Origin of the sequence: Kitasatospora sp. NPDC048407 (assembly GCF_043200475.1) — a bacterium.
Lineage (GTDB): Bacteria > Actinomycetota > Actinomycetes > Streptomycetales > Streptomycetaceae > Kitasatospora.
This window is the reverse complement of sequence record NZ_JBICXW010000016.1, coordinates 119,360-142,215: the sequence shown is the minus strand read 5'-3', so window position 1 is coordinate 142,215 and position 22,856 is coordinate 119,360. Positions and strand designations below refer to the sequence as shown.

17 protein-coding genes are annotated in these 22,856 nt (G+C 74.6%); 5 read left to right on the top strand and 12 right to left on the bottom strand.

Annotated elements, in window-relative coordinates; all coding sequences use genetic code 11:
• Positions 1-7: 7 nt before the first annotated feature.
• The gene (locus ACGFWJ_RS26430; RefSeq protein WP_387637558.1) at positions 8-622 is read right to left on the bottom strand and encodes a PadR family transcriptional regulator; all 615 of its coding nucleotides are present in this window, start codon (positions 620-622) and stop codon (positions 8-10) included.
• Positions 623-700: 78 nt separating this feature from the next.
• Between ACGFWJ_RS26430 and ACGFWJ_RS26425 the strand changes: the two genes are divergently transcribed.
• Positions 701-1,612, top strand: a complete 912-nt coding sequence (locus tag ACGFWJ_RS26425; protein ID WP_392953990.1) for an endonuclease/exonuclease/phosphatase family protein — start codon at positions 701-703, stop codon at positions 1,610-1,612.
• A 4-nt stretch (positions 1,613-1,616) separates the two neighbouring features.
• On the opposite strand, the gene ACGFWJ_RS26420 is transcribed toward ACGFWJ_RS26425, so the two are convergent.
• The 4 genes from ACGFWJ_RS26420 to ACGFWJ_RS26405 all read right to left on the bottom strand — a co-directional run bounded on the left by ACGFWJ_RS26420 (position 1,617) and on the right by ACGFWJ_RS26405 (position 9,900).
• Positions 1,617-2,804, bottom strand: a complete 1,188-nt coding sequence (locus ACGFWJ_RS26420) for a PP2C family protein-serine/threonine phosphatase (protein ID WP_392953987.1) — start codon at positions 2,802-2,804, stop codon at positions 1,617-1,619.
• A 198-nt stretch (positions 2,805-3,002) separates the two neighbouring features.
• Positions 3,003-6,191 carry a UvrD-helicase domain-containing protein gene (locus ACGFWJ_RS26415; RefSeq protein ID WP_392953984.1) on the bottom strand — a complete coding sequence of 1,063 codons (3,189 nt, stop codon included), beginning with the start codon at positions 6,189-6,191 and terminating at the stop codon, positions 3,003-3,005.
• Positions 6,178-9,450 (bottom strand): ATP-dependent helicase, encoded by a 3,273-nt coding sequence (locus ACGFWJ_RS26410; RefSeq protein ID WP_392953981.1) that lies wholly within the window; start codon positions 9,448-9,450, stop codon positions 6,178-6,180. Before ACGFWJ_RS26410 ends, ACGFWJ_RS26415 begins: the two co-directional genes overlap by 14 nt.
• Before the next feature lie 111 nt (positions 9,451-9,561).
• Positions 9,562-9,900, bottom strand: a complete 339-nt coding sequence (locus ACGFWJ_RS26405; protein ID WP_387637571.1) for an MGMT family protein — start codon at positions 9,898-9,900, stop codon at positions 9,562-9,564.
• A 143-nt stretch (positions 9,901-10,043) separates the two neighbouring features.
• Between ACGFWJ_RS26405 and ACGFWJ_RS26400 the strand changes: the two genes are divergently transcribed.
• Entirely contained in the window at positions 10,044-12,851 is a 2,808-nt protein-coding gene (locus ACGFWJ_RS26400) for a lysylphosphatidylglycerol synthase domain-containing protein (protein ID WP_392953978.1), read from the top strand.
• Here the strand turns inward: ACGFWJ_RS26400 and ACGFWJ_RS26395 are convergent.
• The 6 genes from ACGFWJ_RS26395 to ACGFWJ_RS26370 all read right to left on the bottom strand — a co-directional run bounded on the left by ACGFWJ_RS26395 (position 12,848) and on the right by ACGFWJ_RS26370 (position 20,026).
• Entirely contained in the window at positions 12,848-13,774 is a 927-nt protein-coding gene (locus ACGFWJ_RS26395; protein ID WP_392953975.1) for an NAD-dependent epimerase/dehydratase family protein, read from the bottom strand. The two genes, ACGFWJ_RS26400 and ACGFWJ_RS26395, sit on opposite strands and share 4 nt — an antisense overlap.
• A gap of 150 nt (positions 13,775-13,924) precedes the next feature.
• Positions 13,925-15,103 carry an adenylyltransferase/sulfurtransferase MoeZ gene (gene moeZ, locus ACGFWJ_RS26390; protein WP_387637578.1) on the bottom strand — a complete coding sequence of 393 codons (1,179 nt, stop codon included), beginning with the start codon at positions 15,101-15,103 and terminating at the stop codon, positions 13,925-13,927.
• A gap of 161 nt (positions 15,104-15,264) precedes the next feature.
• The gene (locus ACGFWJ_RS26385; RefSeq protein WP_387637580.1) at positions 15,265-16,209 is read right to left on the bottom strand and encodes an NAD-dependent epimerase/dehydratase family protein; all 945 of its coding nucleotides are present in this window, start codon (positions 16,207-16,209) and stop codon (positions 15,265-15,267) included.
• On the bottom strand, positions 16,206-17,279 hold the full coding sequence (locus ACGFWJ_RS26380) for a hypothetical protein (RefSeq protein ID WP_392953971.1): 1,074 nt from the start codon (positions 17,277-17,279) through the stop codon (positions 16,206-16,208). The genes ACGFWJ_RS26385 and ACGFWJ_RS26380 overlap by 4 nt, the downstream gene beginning before the upstream one ends.
• On the bottom strand, positions 17,276-18,808 hold the full coding sequence (locus tag ACGFWJ_RS26375) for a DUF3492 domain-containing protein (RefSeq protein ID WP_392953968.1): 1,533 nt from the start codon (positions 18,806-18,808) through the stop codon (positions 17,276-17,278). The genes ACGFWJ_RS26380 and ACGFWJ_RS26375 overlap by 4 nt, the downstream gene beginning before the upstream one ends.
• 300 nt (positions 18,809-19,108) lie before the next feature.
• On the bottom strand, positions 19,109-20,026 hold the full coding sequence (locus ACGFWJ_RS26370) for an alpha/beta fold hydrolase (RefSeq protein WP_392953965.1): 918 nt from the start codon (positions 20,024-20,026) through the stop codon (positions 19,109-19,111).
• A 227-nt stretch (positions 20,027-20,253) separates the two neighbouring features.
• On the opposite strand from ACGFWJ_RS26370, the gene ACGFWJ_RS26365 reads away from it, so the two are divergent.
• The 3 genes from ACGFWJ_RS26365 to ACGFWJ_RS26355 all read left to right on the top strand — a co-directional run bounded on the left by ACGFWJ_RS26365 (position 20,254) and on the right by ACGFWJ_RS26355 (position 21,682).
• Entirely contained in the window at positions 20,254-20,910 is a 657-nt protein-coding gene (locus ACGFWJ_RS26365; protein ID WP_387637590.1) for a TetR/AcrR family transcriptional regulator, read from the top strand.
• A gap of 141 nt (positions 20,911-21,051) precedes the next feature.
• The gene (locus ACGFWJ_RS26360) at positions 21,052-21,279 is read left to right on the top strand and encodes a DUF3107 domain-containing protein (RefSeq protein WP_387637592.1); all 228 of its coding nucleotides are present in this window, start codon (positions 21,052-21,054) and stop codon (positions 21,277-21,279) included.
• A gap of 121 nt (positions 21,280-21,400) precedes the next feature.
• Positions 21,401-21,682 carry a hypothetical protein gene (locus ACGFWJ_RS26355; protein WP_387865603.1) on the top strand — a complete coding sequence of 94 codons (282 nt, stop codon included), beginning with the start codon at positions 21,401-21,403 and terminating at the stop codon, positions 21,680-21,682.
• 7 nt (positions 21,683-21,689) lie between these two features.
• Here ACGFWJ_RS26355 and ACGFWJ_RS26350 read toward each other — a convergent pair whose 3' ends face one another.
• A complete protein-coding gene (locus ACGFWJ_RS26350; protein WP_380487407.1) occupies positions 21,690-22,415 on the bottom strand; it encodes a ferritin-like fold-containing protein in 726 nt (241 codons plus the stop codon).
• Positions 22,416-22,856: the final 441 nt, after the last annotated feature.

The window sequence follows — 22,856 nt, the reverse complement described above, 5'->3', positions numbered from 1 at the left end:
AGGAGTTTCAGAGGCGGCCGCGGGCGCGGCTCTTGACGCCGCGGCGCGCGGGCGGCGCGGCGGCGGGTTCGGCCGTGGCAGCGGCCTGTCGCTCGGCGTGCTTGCCGAGTCGGGATTCGCAGTGGTCCAGCCAGCGGATCTCCGCCTCGGTCTGGAAGATCAGCTGCTCCAGCACCAGCAGCCAGGCCAGGTCCGCGCCGTCGCCGGTGTCGGCGGCCAGCGCCCGGCCCTTGAGCCGGGTGTAGTCCTGCAGCGCCTGCATGCTGTGCCGGCGCTGGCCCTGGACGACGCCGGTGACGTCCACTCCCGGGACGGTCACCGCCATCGCCAGCTTGATGGCCAGTTCGTCGCGCGGCGGGTTGGTGCGCGGCACCGGGGTGTCGAACCAGCGGAGCAGTTCCGCGCGTCCTTCGTCGGTGACGGCGTAGAACTGGTGGCCCTCGTCGTCCTCCCCCGCGGACTCGACCAGGCCGTCGCGCTCCAATCGGCCCAGGGTGGTGTAGACCTGGCCGACGTTCAACGGCCAGGTCGCCCCGGTACGGGCCTCGAACTCGGATCGCAGCTGGTAGCCGTAGCGCGGGCCCTGGTCGAGCAGGGCGAGCAGGCCGTGACGGATCGACATACTGAGTATGTATACCCGGTATGGCCTGACCTGCTCAAGCCGCCACCCCGGTCACACCCACCCGGTACCGTCGGCTCCGTGACCACTCTGCGGATCGCCACGTACAACCTGCTGCACGGCCAGCCGCTCGCCGCCGACGGCAGCCCCGCGCCCTACCCGGTCGAGCCGGGCGGCCCGCTGGCCGAGGCCGTCGCCGCGCTGGACGCCGACGTCCTCGCCCTCCAGGAGGTGGACCGCGGCCAGGAGCGCTCCGGCCGCACCGACCAGGCCGCCGTCGCCGCCAAGGCGATGGGCGCCGCCGACTGGCGCTTCGCCGCCGCCCTGCACGGCACCCCCGCCCGGTCGGCCGGCTGGGTCACCGACCCGGCCGTCCCGGGCCTCCAGGTGTACGGGCCCGCCGAGGCGGACGACGGCGCCGACCGCCCGTCGTACGGCACCGCGCTGCTGACCAGGCTGCCGGTGCTGCACTGGCGGGCCCGCCGGTTCGCGCCCGCCCCGTTCGGGCTGCCGCTGCGGGTGGCCGGGCGGCGCGGGCTGACGGCGGTGCCGGACGAGCCGCGGGCCGCGCTGGCGGCGGTACTGGCCGGGCCGGCCGGGGAGTTCACCGTGGTCGCCGCGCACCTGTCGTTCGTGCCGGGCTGGAACGTCGCGCAGCTGGCCGCGATCCGGCGCTGGATCGCCGACCTGCCGCAGCCGTACCTGGTGCTCGGCGACTTCAACCTGATCGGCGCGGTGCCGCGCACCGTGCTCGGCTCGGCGCACGCGATCCAGCGCACCGCGGCCCGCGACCGGGTCCGCACCGCCCGCCGCACCCGCCTGCAGGGCTGGTACGACCTGGCCCGCACCCCCACCTACCCGGCGCACCGGCCGACGGTGCAGTTCGACCACATCCTGGGCATCGGCGTGCCGCGCAGCACGGTCGGCTCGGTGTCGGCGCCGCGCACCGGGGTGTCCGACCACCGGCCGCTGGTGGTGGAGATCGAGGTCTAGGCGTTCAGAGGGTGTGCCCGACCGGTGCCTCGGCCTGCTGCTGCGCGGGCAGTTGCACCGGATCGAACTGGAGCATCAGCATGGCGGCGTCGTCGCCGAGCTTGTGCCCGACGTGCCGGACGACGTCCTCGTGCAGGCGGTGCAGGACCTCGACCGGGCCGCTGTCGGCGAGCAGCGGCAGCCGGTCGGTGAGCGGGTAGAACGCGCCGAGGTGGTCGCGGGCCTCGATGACGCCGTCGGTGTACAGCAGGATGCGGTCGCCGGGTTCGGTGATGAGCAGTTGCAGCGGCGGGCAGACGTCGACGGGGTCGAGCACCCCGAGCGGCGGGACGGTCTCGTCGGCGGTCAGCAGCCGGGGCGCGTCCTCGCCGCGCAGCAGGACGGGCGCGGGGTGGCCGCAGTTGGCGATCTCCAGGGCGCCGTCGGGGCGGACCCCGATCAGCACCAGGGTGACGAACTCCTCCTCGACGCCGGGGTGGTCGTTCTCGTGCAGGGCGCGGTCCAGGCTGACGGCGAGCCAGCCCGCCACCCGGTCCAGCGCGGGTTCCTGGTGGGCGGCCTCGCGGAACGCGCCGAGCACGGCGGCGGCGGTCTCCACCGCGGCCAGGCCCTTGCCGCGTACGTCGCCCATCACGGCGCGCACCCCGTGCCGGGTGTTGACCACCTCGTACAGGTCGCCGCCGATCGAGGCGTGCGCGGCGGCGGCGGCGTAGCGGACGGCGGCCCGTACCGGCCCGACCCGTTCGGGCACCGGGCGCAGCAGCACCCGGCGGGCGACCTCGGCGACCAACTGGGCCTCGGCGAGGGCGAGTTCCTGGCGCAGCCGGAGGGTGGCGCTGAGGTGGCCGATGCCGGCGATGAGCACGATCGCGGCGACGGTGGCGGTGTGCACGGACTGGCCGAGCACGCCGTTGTACCAGGCCATGCCGAAGGCGCACACTTCGGCGAGCGCGCCGGTGAGCAGCGGGTACCAGGTCCGCCGGGAGACCACGGCGGCGAGGGCGGGGACGGCGGTCAGTGCGGGTTCGACGGTGACGTGGCTGTTGGTCAGCAGGTCGAGGGAGACGACCAGCGCCATGCCGATCAGCGGCAGGGCGTGCGAGGTCTTGGGCCATGTGCCGGTGACGGTGTTGGGTACCGGCCCTGGGGTGGGGCCGTGGAGGACGTCCCTGATCCATCCGGTCGCGCTCAACGTCGGTCTCTCCAGCGGAAGGTGCGGGTGCTGCTCGGCACCTGCGGGTCTGACGGGAGGTCAGGGGGTCGGGGCCCTGACGGCGGCCGGAGTACGGGAGGATGACCGGTTACCGACCCCACAATAGGCACGAAACGTGCAGGGCGCACAGGTTTCACTTGATCTCGTGACGGGTTGAATGCTCTGAGTGACTCTTTTCTACCTATTCCCGATCAGAAGATCGCTCAACTCTTTTCGGCCGGGAAGTCCTGACGGTGTTTCGATCCGGCCGCTGCGCACGTAGCAGAACGAGGCCGTGACCTGCTCCACCGGGACGCCCGCCTGCTCGGCCCAGGCGAGGCGGTAGACGGCGAGTTGCAGCGGGTCGCCGCTGTCCTCCCGGCCGGTCTTCCAGTCCACCACCTCGTAGCGCGGTGACCCTGCGCCACGGTCCGCGTCCCGGTAGACCGCGTCGATCCGGCCGCGCACCACCCGTCCCGCCAGCACCAGTTGGAACGGCGCCTCGACCCGGTAGGGGGTGCGGCCGGCGTACGGGCCGCGCAGGAAGGCCTCCTTGAGGCGCTCCAGGTCGCGTTCGTCCTCGATCTCGTCGATGTCGACGTCCAGGCCGGGCAGCGCGTCCGGGCCGAGCAGCAGCGGCTGGTCGAACCGGGCCTGCACCCAGGCGTGGAAGCGGGTGCCGCGGCGGGCGGCGGGTGCGGGCGGGCGGGGCATCGGGCGGGCGAGTTCGCGGGCGAAGCCGTCCGGGTCGGCGGCCAGCCGCATCAGCTCGGTGGCGGACAGCGAGGCGGGCAGCTCGACCTCCCGGACGGTGCGCCGGGAGCGCTCCAACTCGCCGATCAGCGCGCTCAGATCGCGGTCCCAGGAGGCCACCGTCCGCTGGTCCTCGACGCCCATCTGCTCGGCCTCGGGCGCGGGCGCCCCAGCGAGCCGGCGGCGGACCACGTCCGCGACCCGGCGGCGGGCGTGCTGTGCGGACGGGTCGAGCGGCAGCGGCCAGGGGGTCTCCACGGACACGTCGAACGCCGGGTTCTGCGCATCGCCCGCAGGCTCCTCGGCCCAGTGCCCGATCTCGCCGTTGCCGGGCCGCTCGGCGTGCGCACGCAGCTTCAGCAGGAACTCGGACGGCCCGCGCCGGCGCTTCTGCGAGGGCCCCCACCAGTGGCCGGAGGCCAGCAGCAGCGACCGCGGGCGGGTGAACGCGACGTAGCCGAGCCGCAGTTCCTCGACCTCGGCGTGGTGCGCCATCTCCTTCTTGAACAGGCCCATGCCCTTGGCGTTCCACGCCGGGTCGGCGGGCAGCGTGGCGGCGTCGCCGCGCAGCGCGTGCGGCAGCACCTTGCGAGTGGAGGTCCAGCGCTCCCGGCCCTGCCCGGACGGGAAGCCGCCCTTGACCAGGCCGGGGACGGCCACCACGTCCCACTCCAGGCCCTTGGACTTGTGCGCGGTGAGCACCTTGACGGTGTCCTCGCCGCCCGGCAGCCCGGCGTCCAGGCCGCGCTCGTACTCCTGGGCGGCCCGCAGGAAGGCCAGGAAGGCGGCCAGGCCGGGGTCGCCGTCCAGGTCGGCGAAGGACGCGGCGATGTCCAGGAAGGAGTGCAGGGTCTCCCGGCGGCGGGCGGCCAGTGCCAGCGGGGAGGCGGACAGTTCGACCTCCAGGCCGGTGACGGTCAGCACCCGGTGCAGCACGTCCATCAGCGGCTCGGCGAGCGCCCGGCGCAGGTCGCGGATCTCCCGGGCGAAGCGGGCGAAGCGCACCCGGGCCTCGGGCGAGAACGGCAGCTCGTCGGGCTGTTCGGCGTCGACGAAGGTCTCCAGCGCGTCGGCCAGCGAGACCACCTCGGTGGGGTCGGTCTCGGCGACGGCGGCGGCGAGGGGGTCCTGGTCGCCGAGCCGGGCGGTGCGCACCAGGTCGGCGGCGCGGCGGCCGAGCAGGGCCAGGTCGCGCGGGCCGATCCGCCAGCGCGGGCCGATCAGCAGGCGCACCAGGGCGGCGTTCGCGGTCGGGTCCTGGAGTACCTCGCAGACGGCCACCAGGTCGGCGACCTCCGGGAGTTGGAGCAGTCCGCCGAGGCCGACCACCTCGACCGGGACGCTCCGCGCCACCAGCGCGGCGTGGATGTCGGGGAAGGCGGTGCCGGCCCGGCAGAGCACGGCGATCCGGCCGGGCGCGGTGCCGGTGCGCACCAGGTGGGCGATCGAGTCGGCCAGCCAGTCCACCTCCTCGGCGTGGGTGGGCAGCAGCGCGGTGCGCACGTACCCGTCGAGTTCGGCGCCGGGCGCGGGCCGCAGCGCCTCCACGCCCTCGTGCATCTCGCGCAGATCAAAGGCCAGTTCGTTGGCGAAGGCGAGCAGCCGGCCGCCGCTGCGGCGGTTCTCGCTGAGCGCGAAGCGGTGCGCCGGGCTGCCGTCGGCCTGCGGGAAGTGCTGCGGGAAGTCGTCCAGGTTGGCGACCGAGGCGCCGCGCCAGCCGTAGATCGCCTGGCAGGGGTCGCCGACTGCGGTGACAGGGTGTCCGGCGCTGTCGGGGCCGCCGAACAGGCCTGCCAGCATGAGGCGTTGGGCGACCGAGGTGTCCTGGTACTCGTCCAGCAGCACCACCCGGTACTGCTCGCGCAGCAGCCGGCCGACCTCGGGGCGCTGCTGGGCGAGGCGGGCGGAGGCGGCGATCTGGTCGCCGAAGTCGAGCAGGCCGAGCTTCTGCTTGCGGGCCCGGTAGTCCTCGACCAGGTGCAGCAGCTCCTGCCGGCCGCGGGCGGCCTTCGGGACGGCCCGGAGGTCCTCGTTGCTCAGCTTGACGGTGGCCAGGTGGTCGAGCAACTCCTCGTCCCAGTCGCGCAGTTGCGACGGCTCGACCAGGTGTTCGGCGAGTTCGGAGTCGAGCGCGATCAGTTCGGCGACCAGCGCGGAGAAGGTGCCGGTGAGCGCCGGGTAGGGGCCGCGGGCCTGCCGCAGCACCCGGGCGGCGAGCTGGAAGCGGGTGGCGTCGGCGAGCAGCCGGACGTCGGGTTCGATGCCCAGGCGCAGGCCGTGCTCCTTGAGCAGGGTGCCGGCGAAGGCGTGGTAGGTGGAGATCTGCGGGTCGCCGAGCGAGTCGTCCTCGCGCACGCCGGCCCGCAGCAGCGAGGCGCGGACGCGTTCGGCGAGCTCCCCGGCGGCCTTGTTGGTGAAGGTCAGGCCGAGCACCTGTTCGGGGCGCACCGCGCCGGAGCCGACCAGCCAGACCACCCGGGCGGCCATCACGGTGGTCTTGCCGGAGCCCGCGCCGGCCACGATCACGCCGGGGGCCATGGGCGCGCCGATGGCCGCCAACTGCTCGGTGTTGAACGGGATGCCGAGGAGTTCGCGGAGCTGGTCCGGGTGTTCGAGCAGCTCAGTCGACGACATGCCGGCCGTCCCGCTGCGCGGAGCAGCTGCCGCGGAACGCGCAGCGGCCGCAGCGCTCGCCCGCGGTGGGGGTGAACCGCTCGGCGAGCACCCGGCCGGCGGTGTCGGCGAGCAGGTTCTCGATCCACGGGTCGCCGTCGGGCGGCAGCTGCTGCTGCACCTTCGGGGCGTCCGGCTCGCCCTTGGCGGGCTCCCGCAGGTGGACCAGTTCGGCGCCGCCCGGGACGGCGCCGTGCTCGAAGCCGGGCAGGCCGTCGAGCGCGCCGCCGCGCACCGCCAGCTGGTAGACGGCGAGTTGGCGGTGTTCGGGCAGCGACTTGTCGGTCGGGATCTGCTTGCCCGTCTTGAAGTCGACGACGTAGGCGCGGCCGACCGCGTCGGCCTCGACCCGGTCCATCGAGCCGCGGATGCGCACCGCGACGCCGCCGACGTCCAGGGTGAGGTCGAAGCCGTGCTCGGTGGCGACGGTGGTGCGCTCGCGTTCCAGCACGTGCCAGTGCAGGAAGCGTTCCAGGGCGGCGCGGGCCTCGGTCTTCTCCTGCTGGGACTTCCACGGCGCGTCGAAGGCCAGGGCGTCCCACACGGTGTCCAGGCGCTCCATCAGGACGGCCAGGTCGGCGGGGGTGCGGCCGGAGCCGACCTCGTCGGCGAGGGCGTGCACCACGTTGCCGAAGCCCTGGGCGGCGGAGGCGGTGTGCCCGGCCTTCACGTCCTTCTCCAGGAACCACTGCAGCGCGCAGGACTCCAGCTGCTCCAGGCCGCTGCCGGACAGCCGCACCGGCAGCCCGGGCTCGCGCAGCGGCTCCGGGGCGGCGGTGGCGTCGACCAGGCCCCACCACTGGTCGGGGTGGGCGGCGGGGACCAGCGGGCGGCCCTCCTCGTCGACGGCGGCGGCGAGGGTGGCGAGGCGTTCGGCGGCGGCCCGGCGCAGCTGCGGGGAGCGGGTGGGGTCGACGGTGACGGCGCGCAGTTCGGCGACCAGCGCGGGCACCGCGAGCGGGCGGCGCGGGCGGGCGGTGATGTCGGCGACCTTCACCTGCGGGACGCGTTCCAGCACCCGGCCGGTGCGGGGGTCGAGGGTCTCGCGGTACAGCTCGCGCAGGAACCGGGAGGGTTCGTCGCCGTCCTCGGCGGGGGCCTTGACGGCGGTGACCACCAGGCGTTCCTTGGCGCGGGTGGCGGCGACGTAGAACAGCCGGCGTTCCTCGGCGAGCAGCGCGGCGGCCGACAGCGGTTCGGCGAGGCCGTCGCGGCCGATCCGGTCGGCCTCCAGCAGCGAGCCGCGGCGGCGCAGGTCGGGCCAGAGCCCTTCCTGGACGCCTGCCACCACGACCAGGCGCCACTCCAGGCCCTTGGAGCGGTGCGCGGTCATCAGCCGCACCGCGTCGGGGCGGACGGCGCGCACCCGCAGGGTGTCGGCGGCGATGTCCTGGGCCTCGACCTCGGCGAGCAGGTCGAGCGCGCCGCGGTGGCCGGAGACCCGTTCCTCGGCGCGGGCGGCGGTCTCGAACAGGGCGCACAGCGCGTCCAGGTCGCGGTCGGCGTTGCGGCCGGCCGCGCCGCCGCGCAGCGCGGCCCGTTCCAGCCGTTCGCGCCAGCGCCGGGAGCCGTCCCACAGCTCCCACAGCGCGTCCTCGCCGGACGCGCCGCCGGCCAGCAGTTCGCGGACCTTGCGCAGCAGCACGCCGAACTCGTAGGCGCGGCGGGCGTACGGGGCGTCCAGCAGGGCGAGCAGTTCGGGCTGCTCCAGCGCCTCGCGGACGAGTTCCTCGGCGGGGCGGACCACGCCGGCCACGCCCTCCTCGGCCAGCGCCCGGCGTTCCTCCTCGCGCAGGGTGCGGCCGAGGCGGCGCAGGTCGGAGCCGTCCAGGGCGGCGAGCGGGCCGGTGAGCAGGGTGTGCGCGAGGTCGGCGGTGAGCGCGCCCTCGCCCTCGGCGCACACCCGCAGGGCCAGCAGCAGCGGCGTGACGGCGGGTTCCTCGCGCAGCGGCAGGTCGTCGCCGTCGATCTCCAGCGGGACGCCGGCGGCGGCCAGCGCGCGGCGCACGGCCGGTATCGACCGGGAGCCGGCCCGCACCAGCACCGCCATCTGGCCCCACGGGACGCCGTCCTCCAGGTGGGCGCGGCGCAGCAGGTCGGCGACCGAGTCGAGTTCGGCGCCGGGCGTCGGGTAGGTGTACACCTCGACGGCGCCGCCCTCGCGGGAGGGCAGCAGGGCGCGGTGCGCGGCGAGCTTGTCGGCGGGGAGGCGGCCCATCGGCATCCGGCGGGCGAGTTCCCGGGAGGCGGCCAGCAGTACCGCGCCGGAGCGCCGGGACACCCGCAGCACCTTGACCTCGGCGGGCCGGCCGTCGGCCTGCCGGAAGGCGTCGGGGAACTCCAGGATGCCGTTCACGTCGGCGCCGCGGAACGCGTAGATCGACTGGTCGGGGTCGCCGACCGCGACCAGGTCGCGGCCGCCGCCGGCCAGCCGCTGCAGCAGCCGCACCTGGGCCGGGTCGGTGTCCTGGTACTCGTCGACGAACACCACGTCGTAGCGGTCGCGCAGTTGCCCGGCGACGTCCTCGCGTTCGGCGAGCAGTACGGCGCGGTGGACGAGTTCGGCGTAGTCGAGGACGCCGCGCAGGTCGAGCACGTCCAGGTATTCGGCCAGGAAGTGCGCGGCGGCGGCCCAGTCGGGGCGCTGGACGCCCTCCGCGAAGCGCAGCAGCTCCTGCTCGCCGAGGCCGAGTTCGCGGCTGCGGGCGAGCACCGCGCGGACTTCGTCGGCGAAGCCGCGGGTGGTCAGGCAGGCCCGCAGGTCGAGCGGCCAGCGGATGGTGGCGGTGCCCGCCTTGGCGTCCTCGGCGCCGCCGGCCAGCAGCTCGCGGACCATCACGTCCTGCTCGGGGCCGGACAGCAGCCGCAGCGGCTCGGCGTACTCCTCGGCCGGCTGGTGGGCGCGCAGCAGGGCGTAGCAGAACGAGTGGAAGGTGGTGGCCTGCGGGGCGGTGGTGCCGATCCGGGCGGTCATCCGGTCGCGCAGTTCCATCGCGGCCTTGCGGCTGAAGGTGAGAACCAGCACACGCTCGGGGGCGGCGCCGTCGGCGATCCGCCGGGCGACCGCCTCGACCAGCGTGGTGGTCTTGCCGGTGCCGGGCCCGGCGAGCACCAGCAGCGGCCCCGACGCGTGCTCGACCACCGCCTGCTGGAAGTCGTCCAGCACGGGCGGGTCGGGCTGCGCGAGGGGGCTGCGCACCAGGCGGAACGGTGAGGTCACTGCGGTCCAGGGTCGTACGGCGGTTCAGTGGCGGGCGGTGGGGAGAGTGGGGCCCGCCGCATCGAGCCTACGATCCTGCACCCACAGACCCCTCCCGCGCACGTTCCCCGGTCAGGGCTGTGCGGCTGTCCCGTCCCAGCGGGCGGCCCGCAGATCGACCCTGGGCTCGCCGGCGACGGTGCGCAGCGGAGTACCCTCGGCGCGGTACTCGGGCAGCGCCCGGTGCTCGTGGCCGGGCAGCGGCCGCCCGTCCGCGCGGATCACCCGCCACCAGGGCACCGAGCCGCCGTACATCGCCATCACCCGGCCGACCTGGCGGGGGCCGCCGCGGCCCAGGTACTCGGCGACGTCACCGTAGGTCATCACCCGGCCCGGCGGGATCCGCTCGGTCAGGTCGAGCACCGCCTCCGCGTACGGCGGGATCTCGGGCACCTCGTCCGGCTCGGTCATCCGACGTATTCTTCCCCATCCGGTCGATTTCCAGCACCCCGTGCGGGCGATGCGGCACGCGGGATACCGCCCCTGGACCGCACCGGGGTTCCGGGCATGGCAGCATCTTCGGGGCAGTGCGACACGCGAGGAAACAAGACCAGATGACCGGGACGGCTGAATTGAACGTGGACAAGGGCTCCGAGGAGTCCGCCACCGACGGTTCCGCCCCGCGGGGCAAGGACGCCCCACCACCGGTCGACCTGCGCCACCGGGCGCGGGACGCGCACCACACGGGGGAGGACGCGGTGGCCGCTCAGCTGCCGCCGGACGACGGGTCGGACCGTCCGGACACACCGGACCGGCCGCCGGAGCGACCGGACCAGCACGGGAACGGACAGAACGAGCGACCCGACGACGAGCGACCCGACGACGAGCAGCCCGACAACGAGCGACCCGACGACGAGCAGCCCGAGGCGGGCGAGCCGGGCGGCGAGTACCTGGCAGTCGACGAACCGCTGCTGCCGCCGCGCGCCCACCGGCCCTCGGACCTGCTGCGGTTCCTCGCCGGGCTGCTCGGCATCGTCGCGGTGTTCGTGCTGGCGCAGGTGGCGGTCTCCACCACCAGCGGCATCGAGAGCGACATCACGATCAATGCCAAGCGGATCCCGGACCTGCTGTCCACCATCGCCGCGCTGGTCTCCTCGGTCGCGGTGCTGGCGGTGCCGTTGGCGTTCGCGGTCGAGCGGCTGATCAAACGCGACGGCCTGCGGGTCGCCGACGGCGTGCTCGCCTCGGTGCTCGCGTACGGCGTCTCACTGGGCGTCGACTGGTGGGTGGCGGCCAGCGCACCCGAGGAGATCCGCAACGCGCTGACCCAGTTCCCGCCGGGCGACGGCGAGCAACTCACCGACCCGGTGCACGGCTACCTCGCCCCGGTGATCGCGTACATGACCGCCGTCGGCATGTCGAGCCGGCCGCGCTGGCGGGTCGCGCTGTGGATCGTGGTGATCCTCTCCGGCGCGACCGAACTGGTCAACGGCTACACCACCCCGCTGTCGCTGCTGCTCACCGTGCTGATCGGCTGGTCGGTGGCGTACGGCACGCTGTACGCGATCGGCTCGCCGAACATCCGGCCGACCGGGCAGCACCTGATGATCGGCCTGCGCAAGGTCGGCTTCACCCCGTCCGCCGCGCACACCGCCCCCGACGGCCCCGGCGGCACCCGCCGCTACCTGGTCGTGCAACAACAGGGGCCGCTGCTCGACGTGCACATCATCGACCGCGAGCAACAGGCCTCCGGCTTCTTCTACCGGGCCTGGCGGCGGCTGCGGCTGCGCTCGGTCGCGGTCCGCCGCAGCCCGCAGTCGCTACGCCAGGCACTCGAACAGGAGGCGCTGATCGCGTACGCGGCCGCCGCCTCCGGGGCCCGCGCCCCGCAACTGGTCGCCACCTCCGAGCTCGGCCCGGACGCCGCGATCCTGGTCTACGAGAACGTGGCCGGCCGCACCCTGGACGAGCTCGCCGACGAGGAGGTCACCGACGCGGTGATGACCTCGTTCTGGACCTCGGTGGCCACCCTGCACGAGCGCCGGATCGCCCACCGCCGGCTCACCGGCGAGTCCCTGCTGGTGATGGACGACCGCACCGGCTGCCTGATCAACCTGTCCGGCGGCGACATCGCGGCCGGCGACCTGACCCTGCGCATCGACATCGCCCAGCTGCTCACCACCTTCGCGCTGCGCACCGGCCCGGAGCGGGCGGTGGCCGCCGCCACCGAGGCGCTCGGCCCGACCCGGATCGCCGAGGCGCTGCCGCTGCTGCAACCGGTCGGCCTGAGCCGGCAGACCCGCGGCGACCTGAAACGGATGACCAAGGAGCGGAAGGCCGCCGCGAAGGCGCTGGCGCTCAAGCAGGTCGCGTCGGGCGAGCGCACCCAGCAGCAGGCCGAGGAGGACATCGCGCAGGCCAACGAGGACCTGCTGTCCAAGCTGCGCGGGCAGATCCTGCAGATCGCCCCCGAGGCGCCGCTGGCCCCGGCCAAGCTGGAACGCCTCAAGCCGAAGACGCTGATCATGCTGGTGGCGCTGACCTTCGCCGCCTACCTGGCGCTGACCACGATCCGGCCGGACCAGTTCAAGGTCTCCCAGATGAACTGGGCCTGGGCGGCGGCCGCGCTGGCCGCCGCGGCCGCCTCGTACGTCGCCGCGGCGATGAGCCTGACCGGTTTCGTCCCGGAGAAGCTGCCGTTCGGCCGGACGGTCGCGGCGCAGGTCGCGGGGTCGTTCGTGAAGCTGGTGGCGCCTGCGGCGGTCGGCGGCATCGCGCTGAACACGCGCTACCTGCAGAAGGCCGGGATCCGGCCGGTGCAGGCCGCCGCCTCGGTGGGCGCCTCCCAGCTGGCCGGGCTCGGCGGCCACCTGCTACTGCTGTTCGCCTTCGGCCTGATCACCGGCACCCAGACCAACGGGGACCTGGGCGCCTCCCGGGCGGTGATCATCGGGGTGCTGTCCGCCGCGGTGCTCGCGCTGGTGGTGGCCGCGGTGGCCCCGCTGCGCCGGTTCGTGGTGACCCGGGTCCGCTCGCTGTTCTTCGGCGTGATCCCGCGGATGCTCGACCTGATGCAGACCCCGCGCAAGCTGGTCACCGGCTTCGGCGGCATCCTGCTGCTGACGCTGTCCTTCACCGCCTGCCTGGACGCCTCGGTGCAGGCGTTCGGCGGCGGCGGGCACGTCACCTACTCGGCCGTCGCCGTGGTGTTCCTGACCGCGAACGCGGCCGGTTCGGCGATCCCCACCCCGGGCGGCATCGGCCCGGTCGAGATCGCCCTGATCGGTGCGCTGACCGCGGCCGGCGTCCCGCTCACGGCGGCCACCCCGGCGGTGTTCCTGTACCGCCTGCTGACCTTCTGGCTCCCCGTCCTCCCGGGCTGGATCGCCTACAACGTCCTCCAGCGCAGGAGTGCGCTCTAGCCCTTCGGGTACGCGGCGACGATCCCGGCGAGCATCTCCTCCCAGGGCGTCGGCGCCAGCCCGAAGGTCTCGCGGGTGGCGCTGTCGTCGAGCACGAACGGGCGCTCGAACTGGTAGGCGGTCTCCCGGGCGGCGCGGATCGTCGGGTCGGCCAGGCCGAGCAGGACGAGCACCGGGCGCGGGATGCCGGTGACCTTCGCGGCGGGCCGCCCGGCGGCGGCGCACAGCTCGGCGACCACCTGCCGCTGGCTGCGCGGCGCGTTGCTCGGCACGTGCCAGGCCCGGCCCCAGGCGCGCTCGTCGGCGGCGACGGTGGCCAGCAGGCGGGCGACGTCCTGCGGGGCCGTCCAGCTGTGCGGCGCGTCCGGGTCGCCGAGGACCTGGACGGTGCGGCCGGCCAGGGCGCGGGAGAACGCCCGGTCGTCGAGCGCGCCGACCGCGTTCGCGGCCAGGTAGTCGGAGCCGCGCACCTCGGTGACCCGGACCCGCCCGGCCTGGTGCGCGGCCAGCGCGTCGCGCCACATGGTGGCCCGCACCTCGCCCTTGGTGGAGACCGGCCGCAGGGGCGTGTCGGGGCTCATCGGCCCGTCCACCGCGCCGTAGCCGTACAGGTTGGAGACGGTGGCCAGCACCGCGCCGCCGTGCTCGGCGGTGGCGAGCAGCGACGCGGCGAGCGGCGGCCACACCTCGGGCCAGCGGTGGTACGGCGGGTTGGCGCAGTTGTAGAGGACCGCGGCGCCCTCGGCGGCGGAGCCGAGCGCCTGCGGGTCGGACGCGTCCAGTTGCAGGCGGCGCACGCCCTCCAGCGGGGCGGCGGAGGCGCCGGTGCGGGTGACCACCACGACCTCCTCGCCGCGCTCGGCGAGCAGCCGCGCGGTGGCCGAACCGACCGGCCCGGCCCCGACCACCACATGCTTGCCCATCGGACTCCCCCGCTCCCTCGAACTCGAACGCCTGCGCCACGGCCGGCGCAGGGGTGCTGTTCCGCACCGATGGTCACGCAAAACCGCCCGACCGGGGGAATTCCCCTGGTCGGGCGGCTCGATGACTGTGCGTCAGCGCGGGGCGCGGCGTCAGTAGACGGGCTTCTCCGGCTCGATCTGGTTGACCCAGCCGATCACGCCGCCGCCCAGGTGCACCGCGTCCGCGAAGCCCGCGGCCTTGAGCACGGCGAGCACCTCGGCCGAACGGACACCGGTCTTGCAGTGCAGCACGATCCGCTTGTCCTGCGGCAGGTCCTGCAGGGCGTTGCCCATCAGGAACTCGTTCTTCGGGATCAGACGGGCGCCCGGGATGCTGACGATCTCGTACTCGTTGACCTCGCGGACGTCGATGATGTCGATGTCCTCGCCGTTGTCGATCCACTCCTTGAGCTGCTTGGAGGTGATCGTGGAGCCGATCGCGGCGGCCGAGGCCTCCTCCGAGACGACACCGCAGAACGACTCGTAGTCGATCAGCTCGGTGACGGTCGGGTTCTCGCCGCAGACCGCGCAGTTGGGGTCCTTGCGGACCTTCACCGAGCGGTACTGCATCTCCAGGGCGTCGTAGATCATCAGTCGGCCGACCAGCGGCTCGCCGATGCCGGCCAGCAGCTTGATCGCCTCGTTGACCTGGATCGAGCCGATCGAGGCGCACAGCACACCGAGCACGCCGCCCTCGGCGCAGGACGGGACCATGCCCGGCGGCGGGGCCTCCGGGTACAGGCAGCGGTAGCACGGGCCGTGCTCGGCCCAGAAGACGCTGGCCTGGCCGTCGAAGCGGTAGATGGAGCCCCACACGTACGGCTTGCCGAGCAGCACCGCGGCGTCGTTCACCAGGTACCGGGTGGCGAAGTTGTCGGTGCCGTCGACGATCAGGTCGTAGCCGGAGAAGATCTCCATCACGTTGTCGTTGTCGAGGCGCTCCTCGTGCAGCACCACGTTGACCAGCGGGTTGATCTCCTTGACGGAGTCGCGCGCGGACTCGGCCTTGGAACGGCCGATGTCGGACTGGCCGTGGATGATCTGGCGCTGCAGGTTCGACTCGTCGACGGTGTCGAACTCGACGATGCCGAGCGTGCCGACACCGGCGGCGGCCATGTACATCAGGGCCGGCGAGCCGAGGCCGCCGGCGCCGACACAGAGCACCTTGGCGTTCTTGAGCCGCTTCTGCCCGTCCATGCCCACATCGGGGATGATCAGGTGGCGGGAGTACCGGCGGACCTCTTCGACAGTGAGCTCGGCGGCCGGCTCGACCAGGGGTGGCAGCGACACGGGGACTCCGATGGTCGTCAGTTTCTCGTTCGACTACGCCAACAGTGTCACGCGCCGGGGGTATTCCAAGACAGCAGGTCCATTTGCTGAGATGGCCGGCGCCGGATGGCGAGACTTCGCCCCCCGCGCCGAACCCCCTGGTCAAGCCGCGCCCAACCGGATCAGACCCGGCAGGCGGTCTCCAGCCAGACGTCCCCGAGCGACTCCTCCAGCGGCACCTGTGTCCGCCATCCGAGACGGTCCCGGGCGGTCCGGACGTCCGCCTGCCGCCAGTGCACCGGCTCGGCGGCCGCCCGCGCCTCGGCCGCCCGGACGCCCTCCGCGGCCGTCTGCTGCGCGGGCAGCACCACCTGGCGGGCGTCCTCGCTGATCGTCCCCTCGAAACCGGACGCCCTGACCAGCAGGTGTGCCGCCTCCCGGGCCCGCACCGCGTGGCCGCTGCCGATGTTGATCACCCCGGTGGCCGCGGACACCGCCGCCGCCTGGATCGCCCGCGCCACGTCCCGGACGTCCACGAAATCCCGGTAGCCGGACAGGTCCGGCATCCGCACCTGGGCCTCGTCCTGCTCCAGCGCCCGCCGCAGGCCCTCCGCCAGCCGCCCGAACAGCGAGGCCGTCGGGGACCCCGGGCCGACCACGTCGAACACCCGCAGCACCAGCGCGTCCAGGCCCGAGCTCAGCACCAGCTCGGTGCCCGCCAGCTTCGACACCCCGTACGGCCCGACCGGACGCGGCTCCGCGCCCTCCGGGATCGGCCCGCCCGGCTGGGCCGGACCGTACTCCGCGGCCGACCCGACGTGCACCAGCCGGGCGGGCTCCCGGCTGCGCCGGATCGCCTCGCAGACCGTGGCCACCGCCAGCGTGTTCGCCCGGATCAGCGCCCGGGACGTCCCGTAGGTCGCCCCCGCGCAGTTGATCACCACCTGCGGGGCGACCGCGTCCAGGAACCGGGCCAGCGCGCCCGGACTCCCCGAGGCCAGGTCGAACCTGATGTCGGCGGAATCGCTCCGGCCCAGCACGGTCACCTGGAGCCCCTCCTCCGCCAGCAGCCGGTCGGCGACCCGCCGGCCGATGAACCCGTCGGCTCCCAGCAGCAGCACCCTCATCGGGCCCAAGTCCTTCCATCAGGCCCGGCACCGGCCGGGCAACGAGATCTGATCGACAAGTCGGAGTACGCGCCCGGCCGGGTGGTGAGCGGCCAGGCGTGCCCGGCCAGCAGCACGGCCGGGCCGAGCGCGGCGGCCAGCACCGGGCCCGACGGCGGCGCCCCGAGCCAGTGCGCGGGGCCGGGCAGCGAGAGGACGGCGGCGCCGGCCGCGGCGGTCAGCACCGCGATCGCGGCGGTGCCGGGCCGCCCCGCGCCGCGCACCACGCCGGCCAGCAGCGGCAGCACGCCGCACACCAACAGCGCGGCCTGCACGGTGCCGGACCGGCCCCCGACCGTCACCCGGCCCAGCACGGCGAGCACGGCCAGCTGCGCCAGTACGGCCAGCGGCAGCACGGGCCGCAGCCGGGAGCGGAACTCCCGCAGCGTGGCGACCCCCGTCTGCCGCTGCCCGAACCGGCGCACCCGGGCCGCACCCCACCCGGCGACCGCACCGCCGAGCGCGACCACGAGCGCCACGCCGGGGTCGGCGGCGCAGAGCAGGGCGAGCAGCAGTCCGCTGCCGGCGCCCTCGCCGAGCGCGGACCGCTGCGCGCAGTGGCCGGTCCACCATCCGGACGGCCCGGGTCCGGCCTGCGCCGGGTCGTCGAGCAGCCCGTCGTCCGGCTGCCACCCGGCGACCGGCCCCGGCACGCTTCCGCACCGGTCGGCGACCAGCGCGTGCCCGCCCGCGCCGACCAGCACGGCCAGCACCCCGCCCGCCACCCCGCCGAGCGCGGCGGCCGGCAGCAGCGGCAGCAGCTGGACGGCGGCGCCGCACAGCGCGGCGGGCAGCCGGGCCGGGGCCACCGGCAGCGGTTCGGGCGCGGGCGGGCGGCGCGGCACCCGGGCGTACAGCTCCTCGGCGAGGCCGAAGACGTCGGCGTGCCGGTAGCGGGCGGCGCCGTCGGCGGCCAGGCCGGAGTCCTCCAGGGCGGCGGCGATCTCCAGCGGGTCCACCGCCCGCTCGCACAACTCGCGGTTGGCATCCAGGAGTTCGCGGACGGGATCCGCTGATGGCGACGTGGTCACACCGCCTCCGCGAGCGCGGGCAGCGGTGTCCCGCCGGCGGCCACCCAGTACTCGGCGGGGCGGGCGAACGGCCGCGCCGGGGTGCCGGGCCCGGCCGGGAAGGCCGGGTAGCGGGAGACCAGTTCGAGGTAGATCTCGCGGAACGCGCCGACCACGGGCTCCACGCCGAAGCGTTCCTGCGCCCGCAGCCGACCGGCCAGACCCAGCCGGGAGCGCCGCTCCCGGTCGCGCAGCAGCGCCAGGCAGGCCCCGGCGAGGGCACGCGGGCTGCGCGGCGGCACCAGCAGCCCGGCCCCGAGCACCTCGCCGGCCACCCCGACCTCGGTCGCGACCACGGCGCGGCCGCTGAGCATGGCATCGGCGAGCAACCGGGGGCTGCGCTGGGCGAGCGCGCTGAACACCACGACGCTGCCCGACTCCCAGGCCGCGGCCAGGCTCTCCGGCCGTCCGGCGAACTCGACGGCCCCGGCGATGCCGAGCCGATCGGCGATCGCCTCGCAGTGCGCCAGGTAGCCGGGCGCGCCCTCCTCGCCGTACATCCGCAGCCGGGCCTCGGGCAGTTCGGCGCGGACCTGCGCGAAGGCGTGCAGCATCAGTTCGGGGTCGCGGCCGGGCTCCAGCGCGCCGGCCCAGACCAGGGTGGGCGCCTCGGGTTCGGCCCCGGCGGCGTCCCGCCCGGTGGCGGGGGTGCCCTCGTGGACGATCCGGGTCCGGACGGGGTCGCCGCCGCAGTGCCGCTGCCACTGCCGGTCGTAGTCGCTGCCGGGGGTGAGCACGGCGGCCTGCCGGTAGGTCTCCTCGGTGAGCTGCCGGAAGAACGACAGCAGCAGGGCGCGTACCGGCCAGCGGTAGGGGGCGGAGCGGTAGCCGCGGTACTGCTCGCGCAGGTGCAGGCCGTGCTCGGTGACGACGAACGGGACGCCGTGCAGTTCGCGGGCGACCAGCGCGGGCAGCGCGGCGGGGCCGCCGCCGACCACGTGGCACAGGTCGGCGCCGCCGAGCCCGGCCGGTCCGGTGCCGTACCAGGGCGCGGACAGTGGCCGCAGGCACTGTTCGAGCAGGTCGGCGGCGACCAGCACGTCGCAGACCTGCGGCCCGCCGCCCGCGGTGTCGGCGCCGGGCATCCGCCAGATCCGCTCCAGCGCACGGTGCGCGTGGCCGGAGGCGAGGAACGCGGGCAGTGCGTCGTCCTCCCGTCCGAGCGCGGCCAGCCGGTACAGCGCGGGCCCGAACCCGGCCCGCTCGCCGGGCATCACCAGTGCGCGGACCAGTTCCTCGTACGCCCGGAGGTAGCCGCGGCGGCGCAGCGCGGTGGGCCCGCGGCCGGCCGGGCGGCGGCCCCAGATGGGCAGTTCGTGGACGCCGTGCAGGCCGCGCACCCCGGTGGGCGGGGCGGGGCCGTCACCGGGGAGCAGCCGGTAGAGCCGGAACTCGTGCTCGGGCAGGCCGCCGACCAGCCGGCCGCACCAGCCTCCTCCACCACGCTGCGCGTTGGTGTGACTGCCCTCGGTGAGCAGAGCTATGCGCACGACGCCTCCTGAGCAAGAGCGTTTCGACGGGGTTCCGGCCCTACGACACAGGAAGTGCGTCCGTGCTCGACGGCCGTCCGGCCGGCGTCCGCTCCCCGCGTCCACCGCCGTCGCCGTCTCGCCCCCCACACCTGTTCGGTCCGACAACACGACGGTAGAGCGCCGGGCCGGACCCCTTGGGGGCCCGGCCCGGCTTGCCACCTGATCGAGTGAACGGCCGTGACCTCACGCGCCTCGGCTGCGTTCTCGCCCGCAATGCCCGATGCACTCGGCGCCCGGGGTGCTCAGCGCCCGGGGTACTCAGCGCCCGGGGTCGACCTCCGCGAGCAGTTCGCGCACCGCGCGGGCCACCGGCTCGGGGTGCTCCAGCATCGCCACGTGCCCGGACTCGGGGAGCACCAGCAGCCGGGCGTCCCGGAACGCGGCGCAGGCCCGCCGGGCGGAGCGGTAGGAGACCAGCTTGTCCTTCAGCCCGTACACCAGCAGCACCGGCACCTCGACCTGCCGGGCCTGCCGCCACAGCGACTGCTCGCCGCGCTCGGTGTAGGCGCTGACGATGCCGCGCGCGGACCCGGCCATCGCGTGCAGCGCGTACGGCAGCGCGGTGCGGCGCCGGTACTCGGCGACGGCGCGCGCCCGGCGGTGCGCGGGGATGCCTTCGGGGTCGCCGTAGACCAGCCGCAGCAGTTCGGCGGTGACGCTCTCCGGGTCGCTGCCGGCGTTGCGGCGGCGGACCAGTTCGGCGAAACCGGGGACGGCCAGCAGCCCGGTTGGCCAGGCGGTGCGCTGCGGGGGCAGTTCGGGCAGTGCCGGGGAGATCAGGGTGAGGCTGCGCACCAGGTCGGGCCGGAGCGCGGCGAGCCGGACGGAGACCGCGCCGCCGAGCGAGTTGCCGAACAGGTGGACCGGTCCGCGGCCGGTCTCCTCCAGGTAGCCGATGACGGCGCGGACGTGTCCGGAGACGCTCAGGTTCCCGTCCAGCGGCGGCGCGGACCAGCCGAAGCCGGGCAGGTCGACCGCTTCGCCGTCGACGTCGTCGGAGAGCTGGTCGAGCAGCTCCAGCCAGTTGTCGCCGGAGCCGCCGAGCCCGTGCACGAACAGGGCGGGCGGGAGTCCGTCGCGGGGCTCGGTATGGCGGCTGACGGCCACTTCCGCTCCGGGCACCTCGACGGTGCGGTAGGGCTCCAGGGCGGCGGGAGGGTGCTGGGCGGCGCTCATGGAGCACGATGGTAGTGAGGACGGCTCGCCACCGGTGCGATTCGGCCCGTCCCGACCCGTTCCCGGGCCCGTCCGGACCTGTGGACACCCCTGGTCCGGGCCGTATTGTGGGCTCCCGACAAGGGCGGTGGTGCGCTTTACTCGGCTTCACCCGCGCACGAGCGGGTTACCGAAAAGTAGAATCAACACCTTGCCAGCCCATCGCAGACCGTGAAGTGAGGAGCGCCGTGACGGCCATCCAGGAGGCGCAGGAGCGCCCGCGCGGTGCCCGCCTGCCGCGAAGCGCCCGCCGTGAACAACTGCTCGGAGCCGCCCAGGAGGTGTTCGTCGCCCAGGGCTACCACTCGGCCGCCATGGACGACATCGCCGAGCGGGCCGGCGTCAGCAAGCCGGTGCTGTACCAGCACTTCCCCGGAAAGTTGGAGCTCTACCTCGCGCTGCTGGACAAGCACTGCGACGCCCTGGTGGACGGCACCCGGGCGGCGCTGGAGGCGACCAACGACAACAAGCAGCGCGTCGCCGCCACCATGGAGGCGTACTTCCACTACATCTCCAGCGAGTCCGGCGCGTTCCGGCTGGTCTTCGAGTCGGACCTGACCAACGAGCCGGCCGTGCGCGACCGGGTCGAGCGGGCCACCGACCTGAGCGCCACCCTGGTCTCCAAGGTGATCGCCGAGGACACCGACCTGCCGGAGGCGGAGGCCAAGCTGCTCGCGGTCGGTGTCTGTGGCATGGCCCAGATCACCGCCCGGTACTGGCTGTCCCAGGAGTCCGAGATCCCGCGCGACGAGGCGATCCGGCTGGTCGCCAGCCTGGCCTGGCGCGGTCTGAAGGGCTTCCCGATGCACCCCGCCCTGGAGGGCTCCGGCGCCGGCGGCGAGTGAGCGCCGATTCGGCCCTGAGCGGACCGACCCGGGACGTTCGCCTCCGAGCCGCTCCGCTGCCTTAAGGTGAAGCCCGTACGGCGCGCCGCCCGCGAAATGCGGTTCGAGCGCGCGCGGCCAGCTACCGGAGGGACGGAAGCCGTGGAGGTCAAGATCGGCGTGCAGAACGCGAACCGGGAGATCGTCCTGGAGAGCGCGCAATCTGCCGAAGAGGTCACGGAAGCGGTCGCCAAGGCCCTGGACGGCAGCGCCAAGCTGCTCACCCTGTCCGACGAGCACGGCCGCAAGGTGATGGTCCCGGCGGACCGCCTCGCCTATGTCGAGATCGGCGAGCCGTCCGTCCGCAAGGTCGGCTTCGGCACGCTCTGAGTCTGCGTTCACCGGCGCCCCGTTCCCCCACCTGGGGGGACGGGGCGCCGTGCTGTGTACCGGCGGCCCCGGGCGGGTAGGCGGTGGGTGCCGCAGCGCCGCACAACCCCGGGAGGCAGCCGTGTGGGAGACGACCGCGTTCGTCCTGATCGGCCTCGCCGTCGGGTTCGGCGCCCTGCTGGTCCGGCCCGAGCTGTTCCCCGGGTCGCGCGCCCTGCCGGTCGGCACCGCCCTGGTGTCCGCCGTGCTGGCCGGGCGGCTCACCCACTACGTGATGGACGGGCACGTCCCGGCGGTGCAGCTGGCGGTGTCCGTCCTGGTGGCGGTGCTGCTGGTGTCGGTGCCGGCCCGGCCGGACCTCGCGGACCGGCGCCGGCGAGGCGGACGGCACCGGCACGCCTGACCACCGCTCAGGAGGCCAGCCCGAGCGCGGCCATCCGCTTGGTGTGGGCCTCGGTGATCCGGTTGAACATCTTGCCGACCTCGACCAGGTCGAAGCCGCGCACGTGCGCGCCGCCGACCAGCAGGTTCGACAGCGCGTCCCGCTCGGCGACCACCCGCTGCGCCTGGCTGAGCGCCTCGCCCATCAGTCGCCGGCCCCACAGCGCGAGCCGCCCGCCGACCCGCGGGTCCTCCTCGATCGCCTGCCGCACCCGGTCCACCGCGAACTCGCCGTGCCCGGTGTCGGCCATCACGCGCAGCACCAGGTCCCGGGTGTCGTCGTCCAGCCGGACCGCCACCTCGCGGTAGAAGTCGGTCGCGATGGCGTCACCGACGTACGCCTTGACCAGGCCCTCCAGCCAGTCGGACGGGGCGGTCATCCGGTGGAAGGCCTCCAGCGGCTCGACGAACGGCTCCATCACCGCGACCGGGTCGGCGCCCACCTCGGCCAGCCGGTCGTGCAGCAGCTGGTAGTGCTGGAACTCGGCGGAGGCCATCCGGGCCAGCGCGGCCTTCTCCGCGATGCCGGGCGCGAACTTGGCGTCCTCGGCGAGCCGCTCGAAGGCGCTCAGCTCGCCGTACGCGAGCGCGCCCAGCAGGTCGAGCACCGCCGCGCGGTACTGCGGGTCGGCGGCCCGGGCCGTCCAGGGCCCGATCGAGTCGGTGATCCCGTCACCGGGTTCCTGAGTCTCCATGGCACCTGACCTTAGTGGTCCCGACAGGTCCGGGGACCGCCCGCAGCCGTCCCGCCACCCCGGCGCGGCCAGTCGGAGTATTCGCCGTCACGTGTTCGAGTCGTCGCTTGACTGTATGGTAGGTAGTGAGGCCAGGTGTGAACCCGCGCGGCCCGTCCGTTCATCGGCAGGCCGCGCAGTCGTACCCGGTGGCGTTTCCGCCGCCCGGTGCACCGCTCCCGGCGCTCACGTACGCGGATGCCCGGTCGGAGACCCGATCGGCTCCGACCTGGCCCGAGCCTCGGGCCCAGGCACCGCATCAGGCCGAGCGAGGGCCGCCGCGGACCGCGCCAGGACGCGCCGGGCCGCACGCCCCCGTCAACGGGACGCCCTCCCCCGCGCCGCCCGCCCGACGCGCCCCTCACCGGGCAGCGCGGGCACGGCAGGACGCGCTCGAACTCG